We start from the raw sequence: 17,599 nt of genomic DNA, 5'->3' as shown, positions 1-17,599 counted from the left end.
ATCTAGGAGTTTGACTTCGGCGTTGGGAATTCCTGACTCTCCATTATTTTGTACCCCATCTTGGTTTTCGTCGTTGAATACGAAGTCTCCTAGTCTTGCTGTTTTGAAGAAACCTGCGTCTATTGTGCGGTCATTGTCACCCCCTTCTAGATTAATCTCATCAGAAATAGGACCATCAGAATCTTCGGCATCATCACTACCTTGATTTGCTGGACTGGCCATGTCGAAACCATCGGGAGTCTCAAACTCAACTTTGTAATCGCCAGCAATTACTTCAAACTCATAATTACCGTCAGCATCAGTGGTGGTGGTGTCTACTATTTCATCGTTTTCAATAACACCATCACCATCAATATCAGCAAGGAGATTAACTGTTACCCCTTCTATACCTTCTTCACCAGCATCCTGAATACCGTTAGCGTTTAAATCGTCCCATACAAAGTCCCCTAACTTAGCCAACTCAACGCCAATAATCATGAACTGGCGATCAAAAGGATTCGGATCGTTAGAATCATCATCAAACCCATCTGAATCTGGTACCAGAATTACGCCTACTTGCCCTGTTACTTGCTCGCCAAAGAATGTAGTGTATTCAAAGCTAGGGACAAAATTTTCTCCATTAGCTTCTGCAAGCTCTTGGATGCGGTCTGCTCGATCTTGATCGAAAGGACCAAGATTTTGTGTAGAGTTCTCATCATCAATAAGCTCCCAGATAGCTCTTTGAATATCACCATAGGTGATAGTTCCTAGACTATTGTTATTGCTATCAAATAGCTCTTTACCGATAAAACACTGGTTGAGTATCCAGTTGAGTAAGTCAAAATTTTCGGGTTTCTCAATGTTTCCAAAACCTGCTGGTGCCCCCGGCAATGTAGATTGATCGCCTATTAGGCCATCAGGTAATGTTTCATATGTGGAATACACTTTAGCAGTCAGAGTACCACTGTCCTCAATGAAGCGGTCTGTATCAATACAGTAGGCATCGTGCTGTCCAGCTAATAAGCTATTGCCAGTAATGTCAACATCGAAGTAACTATCTTTCCCGAAAGTGGCATTACCAGTCTGAAATTGTTCAAAATCAAACGTTACTTCATCAGGTAGCGATGAATTTAAAAGCGATAATAAGTCAGCCATAACATTAAAATTTCCCCTGGTGATTGTGTAAAATTTCTGAAACAGAATTCAAGACGACCTTATACCAAATGCGCCTTAGCTAAGAGGGTATTCAAAAAAATTAAAATCTTGACCTAGTAAAATTTGAATATGAGATATCAGTACCGTACGAATAAAACTGTAGAAAATCGTGACAGCTAAATTCTTAATATTGGATTAACCAATACTGGCTGTACAGCGCAGCTCACTATTCCCTCGGCACTAAATGCCTCTGGGAATTTCTTATCTTATATCTGAAGGCTACCCTTGAACTAGCTATTAGCTATCAGCCTAAAAATTTGTGCATAGATAATGGTATCTGGCAAGCGCAGTATTCCGTCAGGAAACGCTTTTTAATAACTAGATCTGGTATTAGGTGATTTCTGAACAGATTTTTGATGTAGAAATCTCAGTTTGATTCTTTATCTACTGAGAATGAGATCAAATAGGTAAATGCTTCTCTTTTTAAAATTCCTAAGATAAAGGATTTTGTCTCAAATCCGAATAATTAGTTACTGCTATAGCACTACAATTGGTTAGGACATTTTTCAATCCTAAAGCCCTTTTACAGTTTGCTATTCCCTGTTCCCTATTCCCTATTCCCTAGCGCATAGCGCTATAAGTCATTGCTACGAAAACGTAGTGGAAGTAAGCGGAGCAATCTCTAAAATGTTGAGATTGCTTCCTGAACGTCGCAATGATAACTTCTCAATCAGATTCTATGTATTAGAGTTATGTAAATTTAGGTAAAACAGTTGGTTGCTAAAACTCCAAACAGCCAAAGTTTATAGCGTTAGCGTTTTTGATATTCAAATAATCAAAAGCCCGATCCTGATAGCTAGTGTCGCTACGCAGAAGTCAAAAGCGAGTGTGTAATTCTGAGGATACCTCAGAATGTAAGATACACTCAAGACAGTCAAAAGTATTGATTGGTAAAGCTTTTAGGATTTTGTGACTGGTTAGTTATTTCTGCCATCCTGCACTAGCTTTTGAACAGTTTCAGTTTTTATTTCCCAATAACTCTGTTACAAGTAAGAGCAACTATATTTGAGCTTATAGATCTCATTTTGGTTCTCTATTGTAAAGATCGAACTCATCAAGATATCAAATTAGATTATTTATCCCTAATCCTTTACCTGTAAAGGTTATGGAAAATATCCTAAATGAGTTCTCTACATTTACTTATAACTGAGACAATTAAAACATTCTATAATTTATTTGTGAACTTTTTGAGAATCAAGAGCCTTTTTGCCAAGAAATCCACCTAAAGCAACAATTCCCAGTATACTGGATGGCTCTGGGAGTTCTACCGGTGCATCTATACAACCACCAAAAGGATCATTAGGATCAGGTATCTGTCCATCTGGGCAACCTACTGCGAAAGCAGGGAGAGAGGAGGAAGCAACAACAGTGATAGTGGCAGCAGCAGCGAACAAAGTATTTTTTAGCATGATTAAGATTGCACTCCAGAAAACTTGCTTGATTTGATTTGATATCATCTTATTTTGCTTTTTATGGAAACTGCAAGAGCAAAAACGCGTTTTCCTTGAATCTTCATTGAATCTTCATGAAATTTACTTAGGTCTTCATCACTTCTTTATAAAAGTCTCAGTAAAAACCCGTGTTTATAACTATATAGTACTTTTGTAGTAGGTAAAAAAACCATTGAAAAAACCATTGAGTATCAAACCGTATAGCGACAAAATTGATACATACTTAGTTTTTTAATATTCCTTTATTTAATATTTCTTTATATTGCTATTGTTGAAAATTATAAAGTTCAAAACATATCTTTTTTTTAATAAAAGTTTACTTAAATCTTGATGAAATCCGAATTTATAGCAGAAGTTAAGAAGTAAGAAGTAATATTAAATTCGGTTGAATACTTATCATATATGTTCATATATTTGGGGGCGGGGAGTAGGGGAGTGGGGAGTGAGGGAGCCCGCCAAGCCAAGGATTGAAATCCTTGGCTAATAGCTGAAGTCATCTTTCAGATGACTATTGTATATGCCATTTTTCAGCTATCTTTAGTCATCTAAAGATGACTTACGCTGTGAGCCAAGAAATTTATTTCTTGGCGGATGGGATGGGAAGACTTGCGACCGAAGATTGATTAACCGCTATCAAGCTTTATCAACTATTAAAACCGCTAACCGTTCTTAGAAACCTACGATTATCTATATAAATCTATGATTTTCTCTAAACAATACGAAACTCATAAAACCCCATAGATCCAACAGCTGCCGCTAGCTTGTGATTTGCCATCATGCCTGATACATTTAAATCTTCTATTACTATCTGGCTGTGGTTTTTAGCCAAGTCACTCCGTTGAAGGAAGCAATCTCCGCACACCCCTGAGATTGCTTCCTATCGTCGATAGGGACGACTGTTCAATCGGATTCTATATTAACGATACTTATGCGCAAGCAAACGGCCGGAAAGCTCAAGAGACCGGAAATTGTCGAGAGCGATCGGCGATCTAGGCTGGAGACAATTCAGAACTTTTGTTAGCGGAACTATGCGCCAGCAAAGCATCAACCCGCCGAGGAACTAAGGTTCGGTTTTGTTTCTCCGTGCCTTTGGCTGAAGAGGATTTCAACGCATAATTTCCTTCCCTCCTAATAGTTAAGTAACTAGAACAAATAAATCTAGGAGGGAAGTCAAAATGGATAGACAATTTTTTGAAACTTTTGTCAGAAATAATAGTGCAAAAGCTAGCTGGAATATTGCTACATTAAATGATAGACAGGCGATGCTTGAGTTTAGTATGAATTCTGGCAGAGTGCAAAGACTTTATATTACTCAATATGATTCTATTCTGGAATTTTCTGTTGCTAGTGTTGCTGTATTTGATTGTTTAGATGATATTCCACATATTATTTCTACTACTTTATTAACAAAAAATGCTGAATACAAACTTGGTGGATGGTGTGTGGAAAAAATTCAGGGTAAGGTGGTTTATTCTCTGATGCAGAATGTGGATATAAATTCTGTTGGTTTTGGTGATTTTGTGAATTTGGTGCATTTTCTCATTTCAGAATGCGATCGCTTTGATGGCTTTTTAGTAGAGGTACATCAACATATTAGTTCTGTTAATTCCTCTAGTTATAGTAGTAGTAACTATCGTAATTCGTTTGATTGGGGAAGTTTATTGGAGGCGGGGGTAAAAACATTCCTCAATATTTTTATAGAAAATAAATTGAACTCTTGGTTTGATCAATATATTCAATTTGATAATTTTCTATTTCCAGTGGTACTGTATATAATTCAATGGTTAATATTCTAGTGCCGCTACGCGAAAGTTAAAAGTCAAAAGTCAAAAGTCAAAAGTATTGATTTGTAATAGACATCTTCAAAAAAGAGGGAACAGGGAGAAATAATTGACAATTTATGAATTAGATTTTAGATTTTTTCCAAACTGCATTTTTTTGCATGGAATAGTAGATGTAGTAAATAGAGGCACGCAGAAAAATTGCTAACCCGATATTTTCTTTTTTTTGTCCTTATATCATGTCCGGATAATTAGTGATAAAAAAACTTTCTCCTTCTTCTTCTTTCTTCCCTCCTGACTCCTGACTCCTGACTCCTGACTCCTTCATAGTTTATTTATAACTGTTCAACCGGACATGATATTATTTGTCCTTAAATTTCAGTATTAATATGACAAAGGCACCATTAAAGAGTCAACAACAACAGCTAATGGATCGAAAACCGGAAAACATAATTCAGTTATTCAAGGATTTACTTAGTGATGAATCTGATACTTACAATAGAGCTAAGAATAAGTTGTCAAGATGGCTCTGGCGACATCCGAAAATTGGTATGGTAGTTAAGAGGAGTTTTTCTCAGACTAATTTTGATGACTCGAATGAGTTTTATGATAATTCCTTACAAGAAACATTCTTTAAGTTTGACAAAATTATTCCAGCTTTTTGTCGGAAAAATCAAATTACTATTGACCGACTGGATGATATTTCTAATGAGAAGCTTGGTAATTTATTCATTCGTTACTTTAATCGTTCCCACTACAATACAGCTTGCGATTTATATCGTAAATTGAAACAAAAAAGTCAAGTTAATGGGCAAGTTATTATTAGTTTAGACCAGCCTAAAAATGATAGTGATGGTCAAGAATATAAAACTGTGGGTGAGGAAGTTCCAGACCACAAAAATTTGAATAATTTGGATAGTTTGAATCTGGGGGATATGTCTCAGGAAGCTATAGATAAGTTACCTATTTCTGGTGGTTCTATAGATAAGTTGCGCAACTGTTCTAAAAAGGTTGATTGCTTTGAAATTTTACTGCTAAAATGTCAAGGTTACACCCAAACAAAAATTGCTGAAAAGTTAGGTGTTCATCAATCTGATATTAGTCGAAATTGGCAGAATAAATGTCTCAAATGTATCAATAAAATTATTGCCGAAAATAATATTGAGTAATGAATAATGAAAACTATATCTAATTATAAATTAGATAAAATCCAGATAATTACTATATCTAAGTCATTGCGACTGGAACGGAGTGGAAGGAAGCAATCTCCGGCATCCCTAAGATTGCTTCCTATCGTCGCAATGACAACTGTTTAAATTGTAAACCAAAAATTACTAACTTCAACTATGAATAGCATCACTGAATCATTGACTTTTAGAGTTCCTTTATCTCCAAAAAGTCACGCTCTTGCTGAACAATTTGCCAAACAACAAGTTAGCCAAAAACGAGCAAAAGAAGTTTATCTTAATACTCTGGCTGTAGATATCGGGCAGAATTTTCTCGATGGCTTAGATTTTGAGACAAATTTAGAGAATGCTGACTGTTTTAATCCTGTTTTGCGGATAGCTGAGGATGTGGCAGATGTAATTATTCCGGATTTGGGAGTAATAGAATTTCGTCGGGTTTTACCAGGAGAAACTGGCTTTTTTATTCCTGAATTTGTCAGAGAAAATCGACTGGTTTATGTAGCAGTTGGTTTTGATGAATCTTTGGATTTTGGGGATATTTTAGGATTTGTTTGTTTGAGCGATTTAACTGAATCTAATGGTTATGTTTCTCTGGAAATGTTACAACCTGCTGAAAATTTATTGGATTATTTAATGCAGTTGGAAGCGGGTAGGGATTTTCTGTTGAGTGATGATCCTTTAGCTGTGGAATTTCGTAAAGCTGTGGAATTTCATAAAGTTGTGGAGGCAGAAACGCGGGAAAAATCTTTGGGTTTGATGGCGGCAGCATTGGAGGTAATTTATCGTCAATATCCTGATGATGGCGGTAACTGGCGCGGTAAAGGAGGAAAGGTTTTGGCTGGTGACTTGCCTGCGGTGGGTAAGGTTGTTGAGGAAAGAATGGCTGTTGCTACCAGAGATGAGGTGGGGGAAGTTGTGGTAGAAAGTAAGTCGGTGCCGCGTACTACTCAAAAGTTGGCTAAACAGCTTTTGGGTAAATTGAAAGAAATTTGGGGCTAGACACGGATTTGGCCACGGATACACGGATAATTTGGGGCAGAGGTTAGCGATCGCCTCTCTCCAGTCCAGTTCCCCCCTTTCCAAGGGGGGTTAGGGGGGATCGACTAAGCGATCGCCTCTATCTAGAGGTTTTAATTGCAGCAAGAGCAAGAAGAGGCTAGACACGGATTTGGCCACGGATACACGGATAATTTGGGGCAGAGGTTAGCGATCGCCAAAAGTCCAGATAACTAAAAAAAGTTTGCCCAGATAGCCTGCCAAGCCAAGGATTGAAATCCTTGGCTGATAGCTGAAGTCATCTTTCAGATGACTATTGTATATGCGATTTTTCAGCTATCTTTAGTCATCTTTAGATGACTTACGCTGTGAGCCAAGAAATTTATTTCTTGGCGGATGGGATGGGGATACTATGATTGTTGTCAGCGATACGTCAGCTATCAACAACTGATAGAAGAGGCCAGACACAGATTTGGCCACAGATGCACAGATAATTTGAGGTGGAAATTAGCGATCGCCTCTCTCCAGTCCAGTTCCCCCCTTTCCAAGGGGGGTTAGGGGGGATAAACTACTGATAACTGATAACTGAAAAAAATGAATAGAGAACAAGTTTTGTTAGATAAGTGGCGCAGTTTACCTGTGGAAAAACAGCAGGAAGTATTAGATTTGGTGGAACAATTTTATAGACAAAATCTGGATATAAATCAGGAAAATATTTATCAACCTAAAACGGAAATGGGTAAAAAATTATGGCAAATTCGTTCTCAAGCACTTGCCAAACAACCTAAGTTACTAACTTGGGATGAAGTTGAGGCAGAAATTAGCGATCGCCGGGGTGAAAGAGAGTGACTTTTACGAAAACTTATATAGATTCTGGGGTACTTATTGCAGCATTTAGAGGCATAACGACTGTAGCAGTTAAAGCGACTGAAGTTCTTGACGATCCCCAACGAGAATATGCGACTAGCTTATTTGTGAAATTAGAGGTGTTGCCGAAAGCTAGATATAATAAACAACTGGCTGAAGTTGATTTTTATGAAACTTTTTTTGCAGGTTGTAGTATTTGGGCAAATGAATTGGAAAAGATTGTTGAGTCTGCACAAAAGTTAGCTTCTGATTTTGGGTTGGCGGCAATGGATGCTCTTCATGTAGCGGCGGCAATTTCTGTGGGTGCTGATGAGTTAATAACTACTGAAAAACCGAGTAAACCTATGCACCGAATAACTGAAATTCGGGTGATTTCGATTTCTCAATAACAATGTACAAATATCAACTAACCAATAACTAAAAATGAACGAACAACGAACACAAGATTATTTTAACTTCTTGATGGAAGTACTCCAAGCAACTGCCGACAGCAACGGCGATACCAAAATCATCTACCCGCTCCTGCGAGCAAACCTAGATAAACTCGATAATAACCTTGCCGATATATTACGAAACTGGGCAACTGCTAAATTTTCCGAAGTGGAGGCAGACAGAGTAACATTTATCGCCAATACTATTTGGTATTTCAGCAACCGCCTCAGCGATTTCCCCCTCGGCAACAAAGAAAATAATATGGAAATCGGTATTGCAGGTTATGAAACAGTGCTAAAAGTCTTTACCCGCGAGAGTAATCCGGAAAATTGGGCAGCTATTCAAAACAATCTAGCCAATGTCTACAGTGACAGAATCAGAGGATACAAAACTGAGAATCTGGAAAATGCTATTGCTGCATATCATTTGGCCTTGTCAGTTCGTACTAAAGAAGACTTTCCTATGGATTGGGCAATAACTCAAAACAATCTAGCTGCTGCCTACAGAAACAGAATCAGAGGAGACAAAGCAGAGAATCTGGAAAATGCTATTGCTACATATCATCTGGCTTTGTCAGTTCGTACTAAAGAAGATTTCCCCTATTATTGGGCAGTGACTCAAAACAATCTAGGCGAAGCCTACAGTGAAAGAATCAGAGGAGACAAAGCAGAGAATCTGGAAAATGTTATTGCTGCATATCTTCTGGCTTTGTCAGTTTGTACCAAAGAAGATTTCCCCTATTATTGGGCAAAGACTCAAAACAATCTAGCCATTGCCTACAGAAACAGAATCAGAGGATACAAAACTGAGAATCTGGAAAATGCTATTGCTGCATACCATCTGGCTTTGTCAGTTCGTACTAAAGAAGACTTCCCTACGGATTGGGCAAAGACTCAAAACAATCTAGGTCTTGCCTACAGTGAAAGAATCAAAGGAGACAAAGCAGAGAATCTGGAAAATGCTATTGCTGCATATCATCTGGCTTTGTCAGTTTACACCAAAGAAGACCTCCCTAAGGATTGGGCAACCACTCAAAACAATCTAGCCAATGCTTACAGTAACAGAATCAGAGGAGACAAAGCAGAGAATCTGGAAAATGCTATTGCTACATATCATCTGGCTTTGTCAGTTCGTACTAAAGAAGACTTCCCTATGGATTGGGCAGTAATTCAAAACAATCTAGCCACTGCCTACGGTGAAAGAATCAGAGGAGACAAAGCAGAGAATCTGGAAGATGCTATTGCTACACTTCGCCTGGCTTTGTCAGTTCGTACTAAAGAAGACTTCCCGATAGACTGGGCAGTAATTCAAAACAATCTAGGTAATGCAAACCTTTACAGAATCAGAGGAGACAAAGCAGAGAATCTGGAAAATGCTATTACTACATATCATCTGGCATTGGAAGTTTACACCAAAGAAGACTTCCCCATGGATTGGGCAACCACTCAAAACAATCTAGGCGAAACCTACAGAAACAGAATCAGAGGCGACCAGGTAGAGAATCTGGAAAATGCGATGGCCTGCTACCAAGCTGCTTTGAGAGTTGCGAAACCAGACACGTTACCAATACTCTGTTTAACAACTTCCCGCAACCTAGCCAGCCTTGCCTCAAAACAAAAAGACTATCAACTCGCCATCAATAACTATGAAATTGCCATTGCCGCCATCGAGCAAAGTCGAGATTGGATACCAAACGAAACTGCCAGACAAGAAATCTTGCGTAATTATATGTTTGTGTATGAAAATATGATTCAAGCTTGCGTTAATGCCGAACAATATGACAAAGCTTTAGAAACCGTAGAAAGATTCCGTTGTCGTCGCTTGCTGGATTTAATTCTCACGAAAGATTTATACAAAAATGGCGAAGTGCCAGAAGATATCCTCAAGTTAGAAGCAGAAATGGAAGAGAAACAACGGGAAATTGACTATTTACATCGGCAGTTACAGACACCAGAAGATAAGCAGGAAATGCTTGGATCAAGTCGTCATGTCACCCGCGATCTGTGGGATGATATTACGGGGGAAATTCAAAAGTTGGTGAGAGAAAAAGGGGAAATTAGGCAAAAAATGCTGCATCGGTTATACCCGGTATTAGAAGAGGAAAGCAAACCGCTGAGTGTTAGTGTGGAGGCGATGAAGGGGTTGTTGAATCCCCCCCTGCCCCCCTTTGAAAGGGGGGAGATGGAGCACAGAGAGATGGAAAGAGACGATGTTGCTTTACTGAGTTTCTATACCACCAGAAATGAGACTTATATTTTTATCCTCACTCAAACAGGGGTAAAACTGCACCGTTGTCAAGAGCAAGGTTACGAAAATTTCCAATTTTGGTTAGGGGATAATTGGTTGACACCTTACTCCCAAATAGATGATTCAGCAGCATTTCAAGCAGTAGCAAATTTAGCCAAGTGCGATATTGATGCCATTGAGTCAATTAACCCCAAACCATCGAATGTCATAGTTAAACTCACTGATGGTACCACAACAGAAATTAGTTTTTCCGACTTTGAGGCATCCCGGAAACAACAGAAACACAAGTTATACAAACAATGGCAAGACAAAATGGAGGGAATGTTAAAAGAAATAGCAGACAGACTGCAAATAAACCAACTCATAGAAAAACTCACGGACATCAAAGAAATTATTCTGGTGCCCTTTATGTATCTGCATCAAATTCCATTACCAGCATTACCCCTAGACAACGGCGAATATTTAGGGGATAAATTCCGGGTGAGAATAGCACCCAGCACCCAGGTATTAACATTTTGTCGGCAACAACCCCAAAACCCAGAAGCAAACCTGCCACGTTACGGTATCGTCGAAAATACCAGGGACGATCTACCATACACTCCCAAAGAATGCGAATTAGTAGCACAAATTTATGGAGTCGCCCGCGAACACCATCTCAAAGGCAGCAAGGAGGCAACCAAAGCTAAGTATAAACAGTTGTTGACGAAAGAGAAAGTATTAGGTTTACTCTCCAGTCACCACGCCAAGTCTAATTTAACCGAACCATTAGAATCAAAGTTATTGCTAGGAGACACGGACTTAACATTAGGGGAGTTGCTCAATGCCAGCATTCGTTTCCCGCAGTTAGGAGATTTATTTCTCTCTTGTTGTGAAACGGCGTTAGGAAATTCAGAATTAACGGACGATATTTTTACCCTCAGCGCAGCATTTTTATCAGCAGGAGCGTCGAATGTTATCAGTAGTTTGTGGTCGGTGAACGATCTAGCAACAACAATTTTATCATATTTTTACCACCGCAACCGCGCCCAAGGTATTCCGAGTGCAGATGCGTTATGGCAAGCACAGATGGAGTTGAAAGAGTTAACATTGGCAAAAGCGGAGGAGAGTTTGGAGGATGCAGAGGCAGTATTAGAAGAGTTTGAAGGAAATCATTATACAGTGCGAGCATCTTGCTCGCCAGAAATAGAGGAAAATCCAGAAGCAGTATTAGAAGAATTTGCAGGAAATCATCCAGTGCGAGCATCTTGCTCGCCAGAAATAGAGGAAAATCCAGGGAATACAGAAGAAACTCCAGGAAATACAGAATATGAAGAAAAGAAGAAAATAGCTGATAACTGTCAGAAAGTTTATGATTTAGTAGAAGAAGCTCAAAAATTGATAGGAGGAGAAAAACCCTTTAATCATCCTTATTATTGGGCAGGTTTTGTCTGTCAAGGAGAAGGATGAAGAAGGAGTGGGGATATGGGGAGGTGGGGAACCCACCCCTAACCCCTCCCAGGAGGGGAATGTGGGGAGAACGAGAAATATTTGGTAATGATTGAAGATCAAAAATTTCCTCAAGCATCACTATCGACAGCCAACGCAAAAGTAGAAACATTACTATCTGGAAGGCGACTATTTAAGCCCATCAAACCCTTTTTTTTCTTTGTATCAAACGAACTTTCTAACTGTAAATTTACTTCAATTTCCCAAATAATTCTATTGCGTTCTGTCTCAATTGAAGGGCTGCCATGGTTGGGAATTTCGATGGGGATTGTAAATTCGATCGCTTGAGTACCCGCAGGTATTTTCTGATTAATTAAAGGTTGTTCTAGAATAATTTCTTTAAAACTTTTTCTTTTTGTTTTTCTTTGAGTTACTGTTACTTTTGAACATAATAAACTTGTACTCAAATCACTATTTTTCTTCAAAGAAACGCCTGGACGCAAGGGGCGACGATAGCTAATCTGAAAGCTATCGCCTAATTTTAAAGGATAATGGGAAAGATACAATTCACCAGGATGGTCAAATTTTATCAGATGTTGAATTGAAGACCAAATAAGTTGAATAATTTCTGTAGGTTTAATTATCCATAGTAAACATAATATAAGTATAAAAATCGCGACAAAAATACCAGCTTCCCATTTCAAAATAGTTAACTCTGCGGGAGAAATATTTCCCATCAAAAACTGCTGGCCCCTGGATAAAAAAATCAAGATAAATTCAACTGCTGATGTAGCAAATGGAAATAAGAATATAATAAAAAGCAGAGTAGGAAGCAGTAATATCAATAGTAAAGGTATATGCTGATTATGAGCAGTGAGTTTTAATCCTTCTGGAGTATTTTCAGGAGCTTTTAACTCAGGATATTGAAATAAGTAAGTTTGGTCTATAATTGCTATTGCTTGACTAATAGAAGAAACAAATGACTTTTCCATAAACTTTTTAAGTCTAATTTAAACAAATAGAAAAATTAATATATTTAACTTCTTCAACAATGCAAAATGCTTCCCTATTTTAGAGTGTAAAACCTAAAAAGCGTCCGGAGGAAGTACGCAGCGCCGGTTTTAACAGCTGGTTGAATAACGACACGCGGGTAATAAAGCGAAGTAAAAATCTGCTATACTAGAGGAATAAGGAACAAGGTTTGTCGCCATGACATGACTGCTAGTGCGGTGAAATTCCGGTGGACAGGAGACGGGGAATTAACTTCCTACGACGGCTGTTTGCGCAGCATTCGGCACCGAAAAGCAAGTAGGCAGCTAGAGCAGCGAGAAGATTGCTCCAACATCTTGAGTAAAACCACTCGTGAAAGCTAACAAAAAAAAGTAAACTCACAGCTAGATTTCGATCTATGCCGAGGAGTTTAGGAGTCTGCCCTTCAGGCTTTAAGCAAATGTGGATTTATGAGGGGCTGCGTGCGGAATTTACTTCCGCACGTTTATTCGCCCCGTCCCATTTGCGGTGGATTGGCCACAGAATCCAGGGTGTTTCAACCCCTGGAGATGTCAAAGAGAAGCACCTACAGACCGCTTAAAAAGTGTTTCGGTCTGGAATGCGGAGATAACAGCTTATCAGCTTTGAGCAGTCAGCTTTGTGCGTTTGCGGAGCATTCCGAAACGGAAAGGGGATACGCGACCTCTCCTAAAATTAAATGACAAGCTAGAAGTCGGGGATTTAAACTCAAGCTTTTAGCGTGCTGAAAGCTAAGTGTTGTTTGCGGAGCATTCCGGTACGGAAAATGTCGATCGCTAGTTAAAGCAATTTATCAAAATAATTGGGTCGCGTAACCCCGCCTTTTAAGGCGAAATATTTTTGGACGGTTGCTAAAATCCCCTACTTCCCCTCCTGGGAGGGGTTAGGGGTGGGTTAACTTCTGACTTCTGACTTCGTTAAGCTTCATCTAAAGCAACAATACCAGGTAATTCCTTACCTTCCAACAATTCCAAACTAGCACCACCACCAGTAGAAATATGACTCATTTTCTCACCCAAATTCAACTGCTCCACAGCAGCAACAGAGTCTCCACCACCAATAATAGTAATAGCATCCTGCTTACCCGCAAGAGTATGCGCGATCGCTTCAGTACCCTTAGCAAACTTCTCCATTTCAAACACACCCATGGGACCATTCCAAATCACAGTTTTGCAATCACCCAAAGCATCTTGGAAAACCTTCGCAGAGTCAGGACCAATATCCAAACCCATCCAACCATCAGGAATAGCTTCAACACTAACAGTTTGAGTATTAGCTTCTGGATCAAACTTATCAGCTACAACTACATCAGTAGGTAATAACATCTGCACGCCTTTCTCTTTTGCCTTAGCTTCCAGAGACTTCGCTAATTCCAACTTATCGTCTTCAACCAAAGACTTACCCACACTTAAACCACGAGCTTTGTAGAAAGTGAAAATCATACCACCACCCAACAGCAGCTTATCGCACTTATCCAACAAAGCATCAATCACACCAATTTTACTAGAAACCTTAGAACCACCAATAATAGCAGCCAAAGGTTTTTGAGGACTGTCAATTGCACCTTGGAGGAATTTTAATTCCTTTTCAATTAAATAACCACCTACAGAAGGACTCAAATATTTAGTCACACCCTCAGTAGAAGCATGGGCACGGTGAGCAGTTCCAAAAGCATCATTCACATATACATCCGCCACAGAAGCAAGTTGCTTGGCAAACTCTGGGTCATTTTTCTCCTCTCCAGGGTAGAAGCGAACATTCTCCAGCAAAACTACATCACCATCTTGCATCGCTGCTACAGCAGAAGCTACTTCCTCACCAATACAGTCGTCACACTTTTTAACTGCCTTACCCAATACTTCAGAAAGTCTCTCTCCCACAAGAGTCAGACGCATATCATCATTTACTTTTCCCTTGGGACGTCCAAAATGGCTAGTCAAGATAACTTTTGCACCTTTGCCAATTAAATCTTGAATTGTAGGAAGAGCTGCCCGAATCCTAGTATCATCTGTAATACTACCATTATCAACAGGCACATTAAAGTCCGCCCGCATGAGTACTTTTTTGCCAGATAAGTCAGATGTCGATAAATTTGCTACAGTTTTTTTTGTCACAGGATTAATCTCCTAAGTATTTGTTTTATCAATGTCCATTAATGGGGGATGGCCCATGAATGGATAAATTAGATTACACCAATTCGTTCACGATAAACATATTATCGGAGTCCGTGCCCCAAATATAACTTCTATGTTTAAAACAGTTCTATTTCCTGTAGACCGTAGCCGAGAAGCTCGCGAAGCTGCGGAGAAAGTGATTAACATTGTCAAGACATATCAAACTCGCCTGGTAGTAATTTCAGTGCGAGAAGTAGTTTCAGAAGGCCAGGAAGCTTTTCACCCAGAAATGACTTCTGAGCAAACTGTCACCCAACTTTTAGAGGAAGCTAAGGCTCTATTTGCCGAGCAGGGTATTGAAGCTGAAACTATGCAAAGGGAAGGCCATCCGGCTTTTACTATCTGTGATGTGGCAGATGAGATTAATGCTGATTTAATTGTGATTGGCTGTCGAGGCACTGGTTTGAGTGAGGAAGGAGCTACTGATAGTGTCAGTGTGCGACTCGTTGGCCACTAAACTAGGAAACTAGGTATAAATGGCCGTTCCAAGTCAATACAGGAGGACAACCTCGACTTGTGAATAACTCTTATGTCCTTGGTGGTGAAATTCCATCCGCCTTGTTGTTGGGCTGACAGCATAGACCACGGAGTAGAGACTGAACATCAATCTCCGAAGCTGGTTTAAAAGCGGGACAATACCAGTTACCAGGAACGATACCGCAAGCAAAGGCTGACAAGTGGACGAACAGAAAGGTAATAAAACTCTCGTGAAGTCAAACCATCCCAAAGGTAGCTATGGGATGTAGGGCGAAAGCCAGAGGGTCTATGGATATAAATATTACTGACGTTTATATCAGCAACCATGCTGAACCCTCCGGGAGATTTTACCCCACTAAATCAGCCGTAATAAAGGAATAAGGGAACGAGGAAACCTCCTTAAGACACCTAAGAATATAGGTCGAAATCTTAGGAAGCCATTCAAGGTCAATCTACGCTTTGGACGTAGGTCAAAGGGAGAGTAGGATTGGGTAAAAAGCAGTAATGCAGACTTACCCACTGTTAGACGTAATGTAAGGCAATGAATAGTAATGAATAAAGCTCAGACACTGAAAATAAGATTAGGAAACCCTAAGCCATTTTTAAGCGTAGCAAGGGACACAGATGATATACCCTCACAAATTTCAATTAATCCTAATCTTAAATGGAAGGATATAAATTGGAAGAAGGTAGAGAAATCTGTATTCAAATTACAAAAATTGATTTACAGAGCATCCGGCCGTGGCGAACTCCGCAAGATGCACAGATACCAAAAGCTTCTTTTAAAAAGCTATTACGCTAGGTTGCTAGCTGTTAGGCGCGTGACACAGGATAACCAAGGGAAGAAAACTGCCGGGGTAGATGGAATCAAAAACCTGACACCTATACAAAGATTCAACTTGGTGAACCTACTTTCATCACATTATCTCAAGGCAAGTCCCACCCGTAGAGTCTATATACCAAAACCAGGCAAAGATGAAAAACGCCCACTAGGCATTCCAACAATGTACGACCGTGCATTACAAGCTCTGGTTAAGTTAGGTATGGAACCAGAGTGGGAAGCACGTTTTGAACCTAATAGCTATGGTCTTTTCCGGTGGTCAACACAAGATGCTATTGGAGCTATTTATGCCAGCATCCACCTAAAGCCAAAATATGTGCTAGATGCTGATATATCCAAGTGCTTTGACCAAATTAACCATGATAAGCTACTAGGAAAAATTGGGGAATCTCCTTACAGACGATTAATTAAACAATGGTTAAAGTCTGGAGTGTTTGACAATAATCAATTCCTAAAATCTGTGGAAGGTACACCACAGGGAGGGGTTATATCACCTCTACTAGCAAATATCGCCTTACATGGTATGGAAGAAAGGCTGATGGAATTTGTCGAAAAACTTCCGTTTAGATATCCAAGTGGGAAGATAATGGGAAAAAGAGACAGAAGAAACAGTCTCAACCTAATACGCTATGAGTCTCGACTTTGTCATACTACACGAAGACATTAAAGTAGTGTTAAAAGCTAAAGCCGTAATTCAGGAATGGTTAAACCAGGTAGGATTAGAACTAAAACCAGAAAAGACCAAAATTGTCCATACCCTGGAAGAGTATGAAGGTAACAAACCCGGATTCGACTTTCTAGGATTTAATGTTAGACAATATGAGGCCAAGTCAACCAAACAAGGATTTAAAACGCTGATTAAACCATCTCCCAAGAGTATAAAAACCTACTACCGGGAACTGGCGGTTATATGTGATAAATACAAAACCGCTCCTACGCAAGTCTTAATAACTAAGCTAAATCCGGTAATTATAGGATGGGCTAAATACTTCTCCACTCAAGTTAGTAAAGAGGTATTCAGTAAAATAGATAGCCTCTTATGGAAAAGACTGTGGAGATGGGCAAGTAGAAGGCATCCAAATAAGTCGGCTAAATGGGTAAGGCAAAAGTATTTTCCCTCGATTGGGACAAGAAATTGGGTTCTTAACGATGGTGAATATATACTAAACCTACACTCGGATGTACCTATTGTAAGGCACATTAAGGTGAAAGGTAATAAATCCCCTTATGACGGCGACTGGACTTATTGGAGTAATAGAATCGGTAAATATCCGGGCGTAAGAAAGGAAGTAACAACGCTACTTAAGCGACAAAAAGGTAAATGTGCATCTTGTGGTCTAACCTTTAGACCAAATGACCTAATTGAAGTTGACCATATAAAACCAAGGTCCGAAGGTGGTAGCACACGCCGAAATTCAAGCACCACGCCCGGCCGGACCCCGATTGCCGCCTTCGGCTTGAAAAAAAAAAAACAAACAAACAAAAAAAAACGCGATAC

The 17,599-nt window shown here is 39.5% G+C and carries 14 protein-coding genes and 1 pseudogene; 10 read left to right on the top strand and 5 right to left on the bottom strand.

The window, feature by feature from the left end; genetic code table 11:
• The 3 genes and pseudogenes from F6K54_RS09735 to F6K54_RS09725 form a co-directional block, all read right to left on the bottom strand.
• Nucleotides 1-1,134 (bottom strand): SdrD B-like domain-containing protein (locus F6K54_RS09735; protein WP_293076912.1); only part of this gene is annotated, 1,134 nt, incomplete at its 3' end.
• A 1,232-nt stretch (nucleotides 1,135-2,366) separates the two neighbouring features.
• The gene (locus tag F6K54_RS09730; RefSeq protein WP_293076910.1) at nucleotides 2,367-2,651 is read right to left on the bottom strand and encodes a PEP-CTERM sorting domain-containing protein; all 285 of its coding nucleotides are present in this window, start codon (nucleotides 2,649-2,651) and stop codon (nucleotides 2,367-2,369) included.
• Between the two features lie 712 nt (nucleotides 2,652-3,363).
• Nucleotides 3,364-3,474 (bottom strand): annotated as a pseudogene (locus F6K54_RS09725) (RNA-guided endonuclease TnpB family protein); the annotation flags it as partial.
• A 346-nt stretch (nucleotides 3,475-3,820) separates the two neighbouring features.
• Here F6K54_RS09725 and F6K54_RS09720 point away from each other — a divergent pair.
• The 6 genes from F6K54_RS09720 (at nucleotide 3,821) to F6K54_RS09695 (ending at nucleotide 11,601) form a co-directional block, all read left to right on the top strand.
• Nucleotides 3,821-4,441, top strand: a complete 621-nt coding sequence (locus F6K54_RS09720; protein ID WP_293076908.1) for a hypothetical protein — start codon at nucleotides 3,821-3,823, stop codon at nucleotides 4,439-4,441.
• A gap of 374 nt (nucleotides 4,442-4,815) precedes the next feature.
• Complete coding sequence (locus tag F6K54_RS09715; protein WP_293076906.1) at nucleotides 4,816-5,595, top strand: helix-turn-helix domain-containing protein; 780 nt, start codon at nucleotides 4,816-4,818, stop codon at nucleotides 5,593-5,595.
• A 177-nt stretch (nucleotides 5,596-5,772) separates the two neighbouring features.
• Nucleotides 5,773-6,612, top strand: a complete 840-nt coding sequence (locus F6K54_RS09710; protein ID WP_293076904.1) for a DUF1822 family protein — start codon at nucleotides 5,773-5,775, stop codon at nucleotides 6,610-6,612.
• Between the two features lie 591 nt (nucleotides 6,613-7,203).
• The gene (locus F6K54_RS09705) at nucleotides 7,204-7,458 is read left to right on the top strand and encodes a hypothetical protein (RefSeq protein ID WP_293076902.1); all 255 of its coding nucleotides are present in this window, start codon (nucleotides 7,204-7,206) and stop codon (nucleotides 7,456-7,458) included.
• Nucleotides 7,455-7,865: a PIN domain-containing protein gene (locus F6K54_RS09700; RefSeq protein WP_293076900.1), complete on the top strand. Its 411-nt coding sequence runs from the start codon at nucleotides 7,455-7,457 to the stop codon at nucleotides 7,863-7,865. The genes F6K54_RS09705 and F6K54_RS09700 overlap by 4 nt, the downstream gene beginning before the upstream one ends.
• A gap of 34 nt (nucleotides 7,866-7,899) precedes the next feature.
• Nucleotides 7,900-11,601 carry a CHAT domain-containing protein gene (locus tag F6K54_RS09695; RefSeq protein WP_293076899.1) on the top strand — a complete coding sequence of 1,234 codons (3,702 nt, stop codon included), beginning with the start codon at nucleotides 7,900-7,902 and terminating at the stop codon, nucleotides 11,599-11,601.
• Between the two features lie 110 nt (nucleotides 11,602-11,711).
• Here F6K54_RS09695 and F6K54_RS09690 read toward each other — a convergent pair whose 3' ends face one another.
• A complete protein-coding gene (locus F6K54_RS09690; protein ID WP_293076897.1) occupies nucleotides 11,712-12,572 on the bottom strand; it encodes a hypothetical protein in 861 nt (286 codons plus the stop codon).
• Nucleotides 12,573-12,794: 222 nt separating this feature from the next.
• Here F6K54_RS09690 and F6K54_RS09685 point away from each other — a divergent pair, with 222 nt between their 5' ends.
• On the top strand, nucleotides 12,795-12,953 hold the full coding sequence (locus tag F6K54_RS09685) for a hypothetical protein (protein WP_293076895.1): 159 nt from the start codon (nucleotides 12,795-12,797) through the stop codon (nucleotides 12,951-12,953).
• Between the two features lie 573 nt (nucleotides 12,954-13,526).
• Here the strand turns inward: F6K54_RS09685 and F6K54_RS09680 are convergent.
• Nucleotides 13,527-14,723, bottom strand: coding sequence for a phosphoglycerate kinase (locus F6K54_RS09680; protein ID WP_293076893.1), 1,197 nt, complete (start codon nucleotides 14,721-14,723; stop codon nucleotides 13,527-13,529).
• 133 nt (nucleotides 14,724-14,856) lie between these two features.
• On the opposite strand from F6K54_RS09680, the gene F6K54_RS09675 reads away from it, so the two are divergent.
• The 3 genes from F6K54_RS09675 to F6K54_RS09665 all read left to right on the top strand — a co-directional run.
• Nucleotides 14,857-15,240 carry a universal stress protein gene (locus tag F6K54_RS09675; RefSeq protein ID WP_293076891.1) on the top strand — a complete coding sequence of 128 codons (384 nt, stop codon included), beginning with the start codon at nucleotides 14,857-14,859 and terminating at the stop codon, nucleotides 15,238-15,240.
• 571 nt (nucleotides 15,241-15,811) lie between these two features.
• On the top strand, nucleotides 15,812-16,768 hold the full coding sequence (locus F6K54_RS09670; protein WP_293076889.1) for a reverse transcriptase N-terminal domain-containing protein: 957 nt from the start codon (nucleotides 15,812-15,814) through the stop codon (nucleotides 16,766-16,768).
• Nucleotides 16,731-17,599 (top strand): group II intron maturase-specific domain-containing protein (locus tag F6K54_RS09665; protein WP_293076887.1); only part of this gene is annotated, 869 nt, incomplete at its 3' end. The genes F6K54_RS09670 and F6K54_RS09665, both read left to right, overlap by 38 nt.

It is taken from the genome of Okeania sp. SIO3B5 (genome assembly GCF_010692555.1).
GTDB lineage: Bacteria > Cyanobacteriota > Cyanobacteriia > Cyanobacteriales > Microcoleaceae > Okeania.
The sequence above is the reverse complement of the archived record's forward strand: the minus strand, read 5'-3'. Positions and strand labels throughout refer to the sequence as shown.

Bases quoted from the DNA above. Each gene is read 5' to 3' on its own strand.
- F6K54_RS09710 (WP_293076904.1), top strand. From the start codon at position 5,773: ATGAATAGCATCACTGAATCATTGACTTTTAGAGTTCCTTTATCTCCA.
- F6K54_RS09670 (WP_293076889.1), top strand. From the start codon at position 15,812: ATGAATAAAGCTCAGACACTGAAAATAAGATTAGGAAACCCTAAGCCA.
- F6K54_RS09720 (WP_293076908.1), top strand. From the start codon at position 3,821: ATGGATAGACAATTTTTTGAAACTTTTGTCAGAAATAATAGTGCAAAA.
- F6K54_RS09695 (WP_293076899.1), top strand. From the start codon at position 7,900: ATGAACGAACAACGAACACAAGATTATTTTAACTTCTTGATGGAAGTA.
- F6K54_RS09675 (WP_293076891.1), top strand. From the start codon at position 14,857: ATGTTTAAAACAGTTCTATTTCCTGTAGACCGTAGCCGAGAAGCTCGC.
- F6K54_RS09715 (WP_293076906.1), top strand. From the start codon at position 4,816: ATGACAAAGGCACCATTAAAGAGTCAACAACAACAGCTAATGGATCGA.
- F6K54_RS09730 (WP_293076910.1), bottom strand. From the start codon at position 2,651: ATGATATCAAATCAAATCAAGCAAGTTTTCTGGAGTGCAATCTTAATC.
- F6K54_RS09705 (WP_293076902.1), top strand. From the start codon at position 7,204: ATGAATAGAGAACAAGTTTTGTTAGATAAGTGGCGCAGTTTACCTGTG.
- F6K54_RS09690 (WP_293076897.1), bottom strand. From the start codon at position 12,572: ATGGAAAAGTCATTTGTTTCTTCTATTAGTCAAGCAATAGCAATTATA.
- F6K54_RS09685 (WP_293076895.1), top strand. From the start codon at position 12,795: ATGACTGCTAGTGCGGTGAAATTCCGGTGGACAGGAGACGGGGAATTA.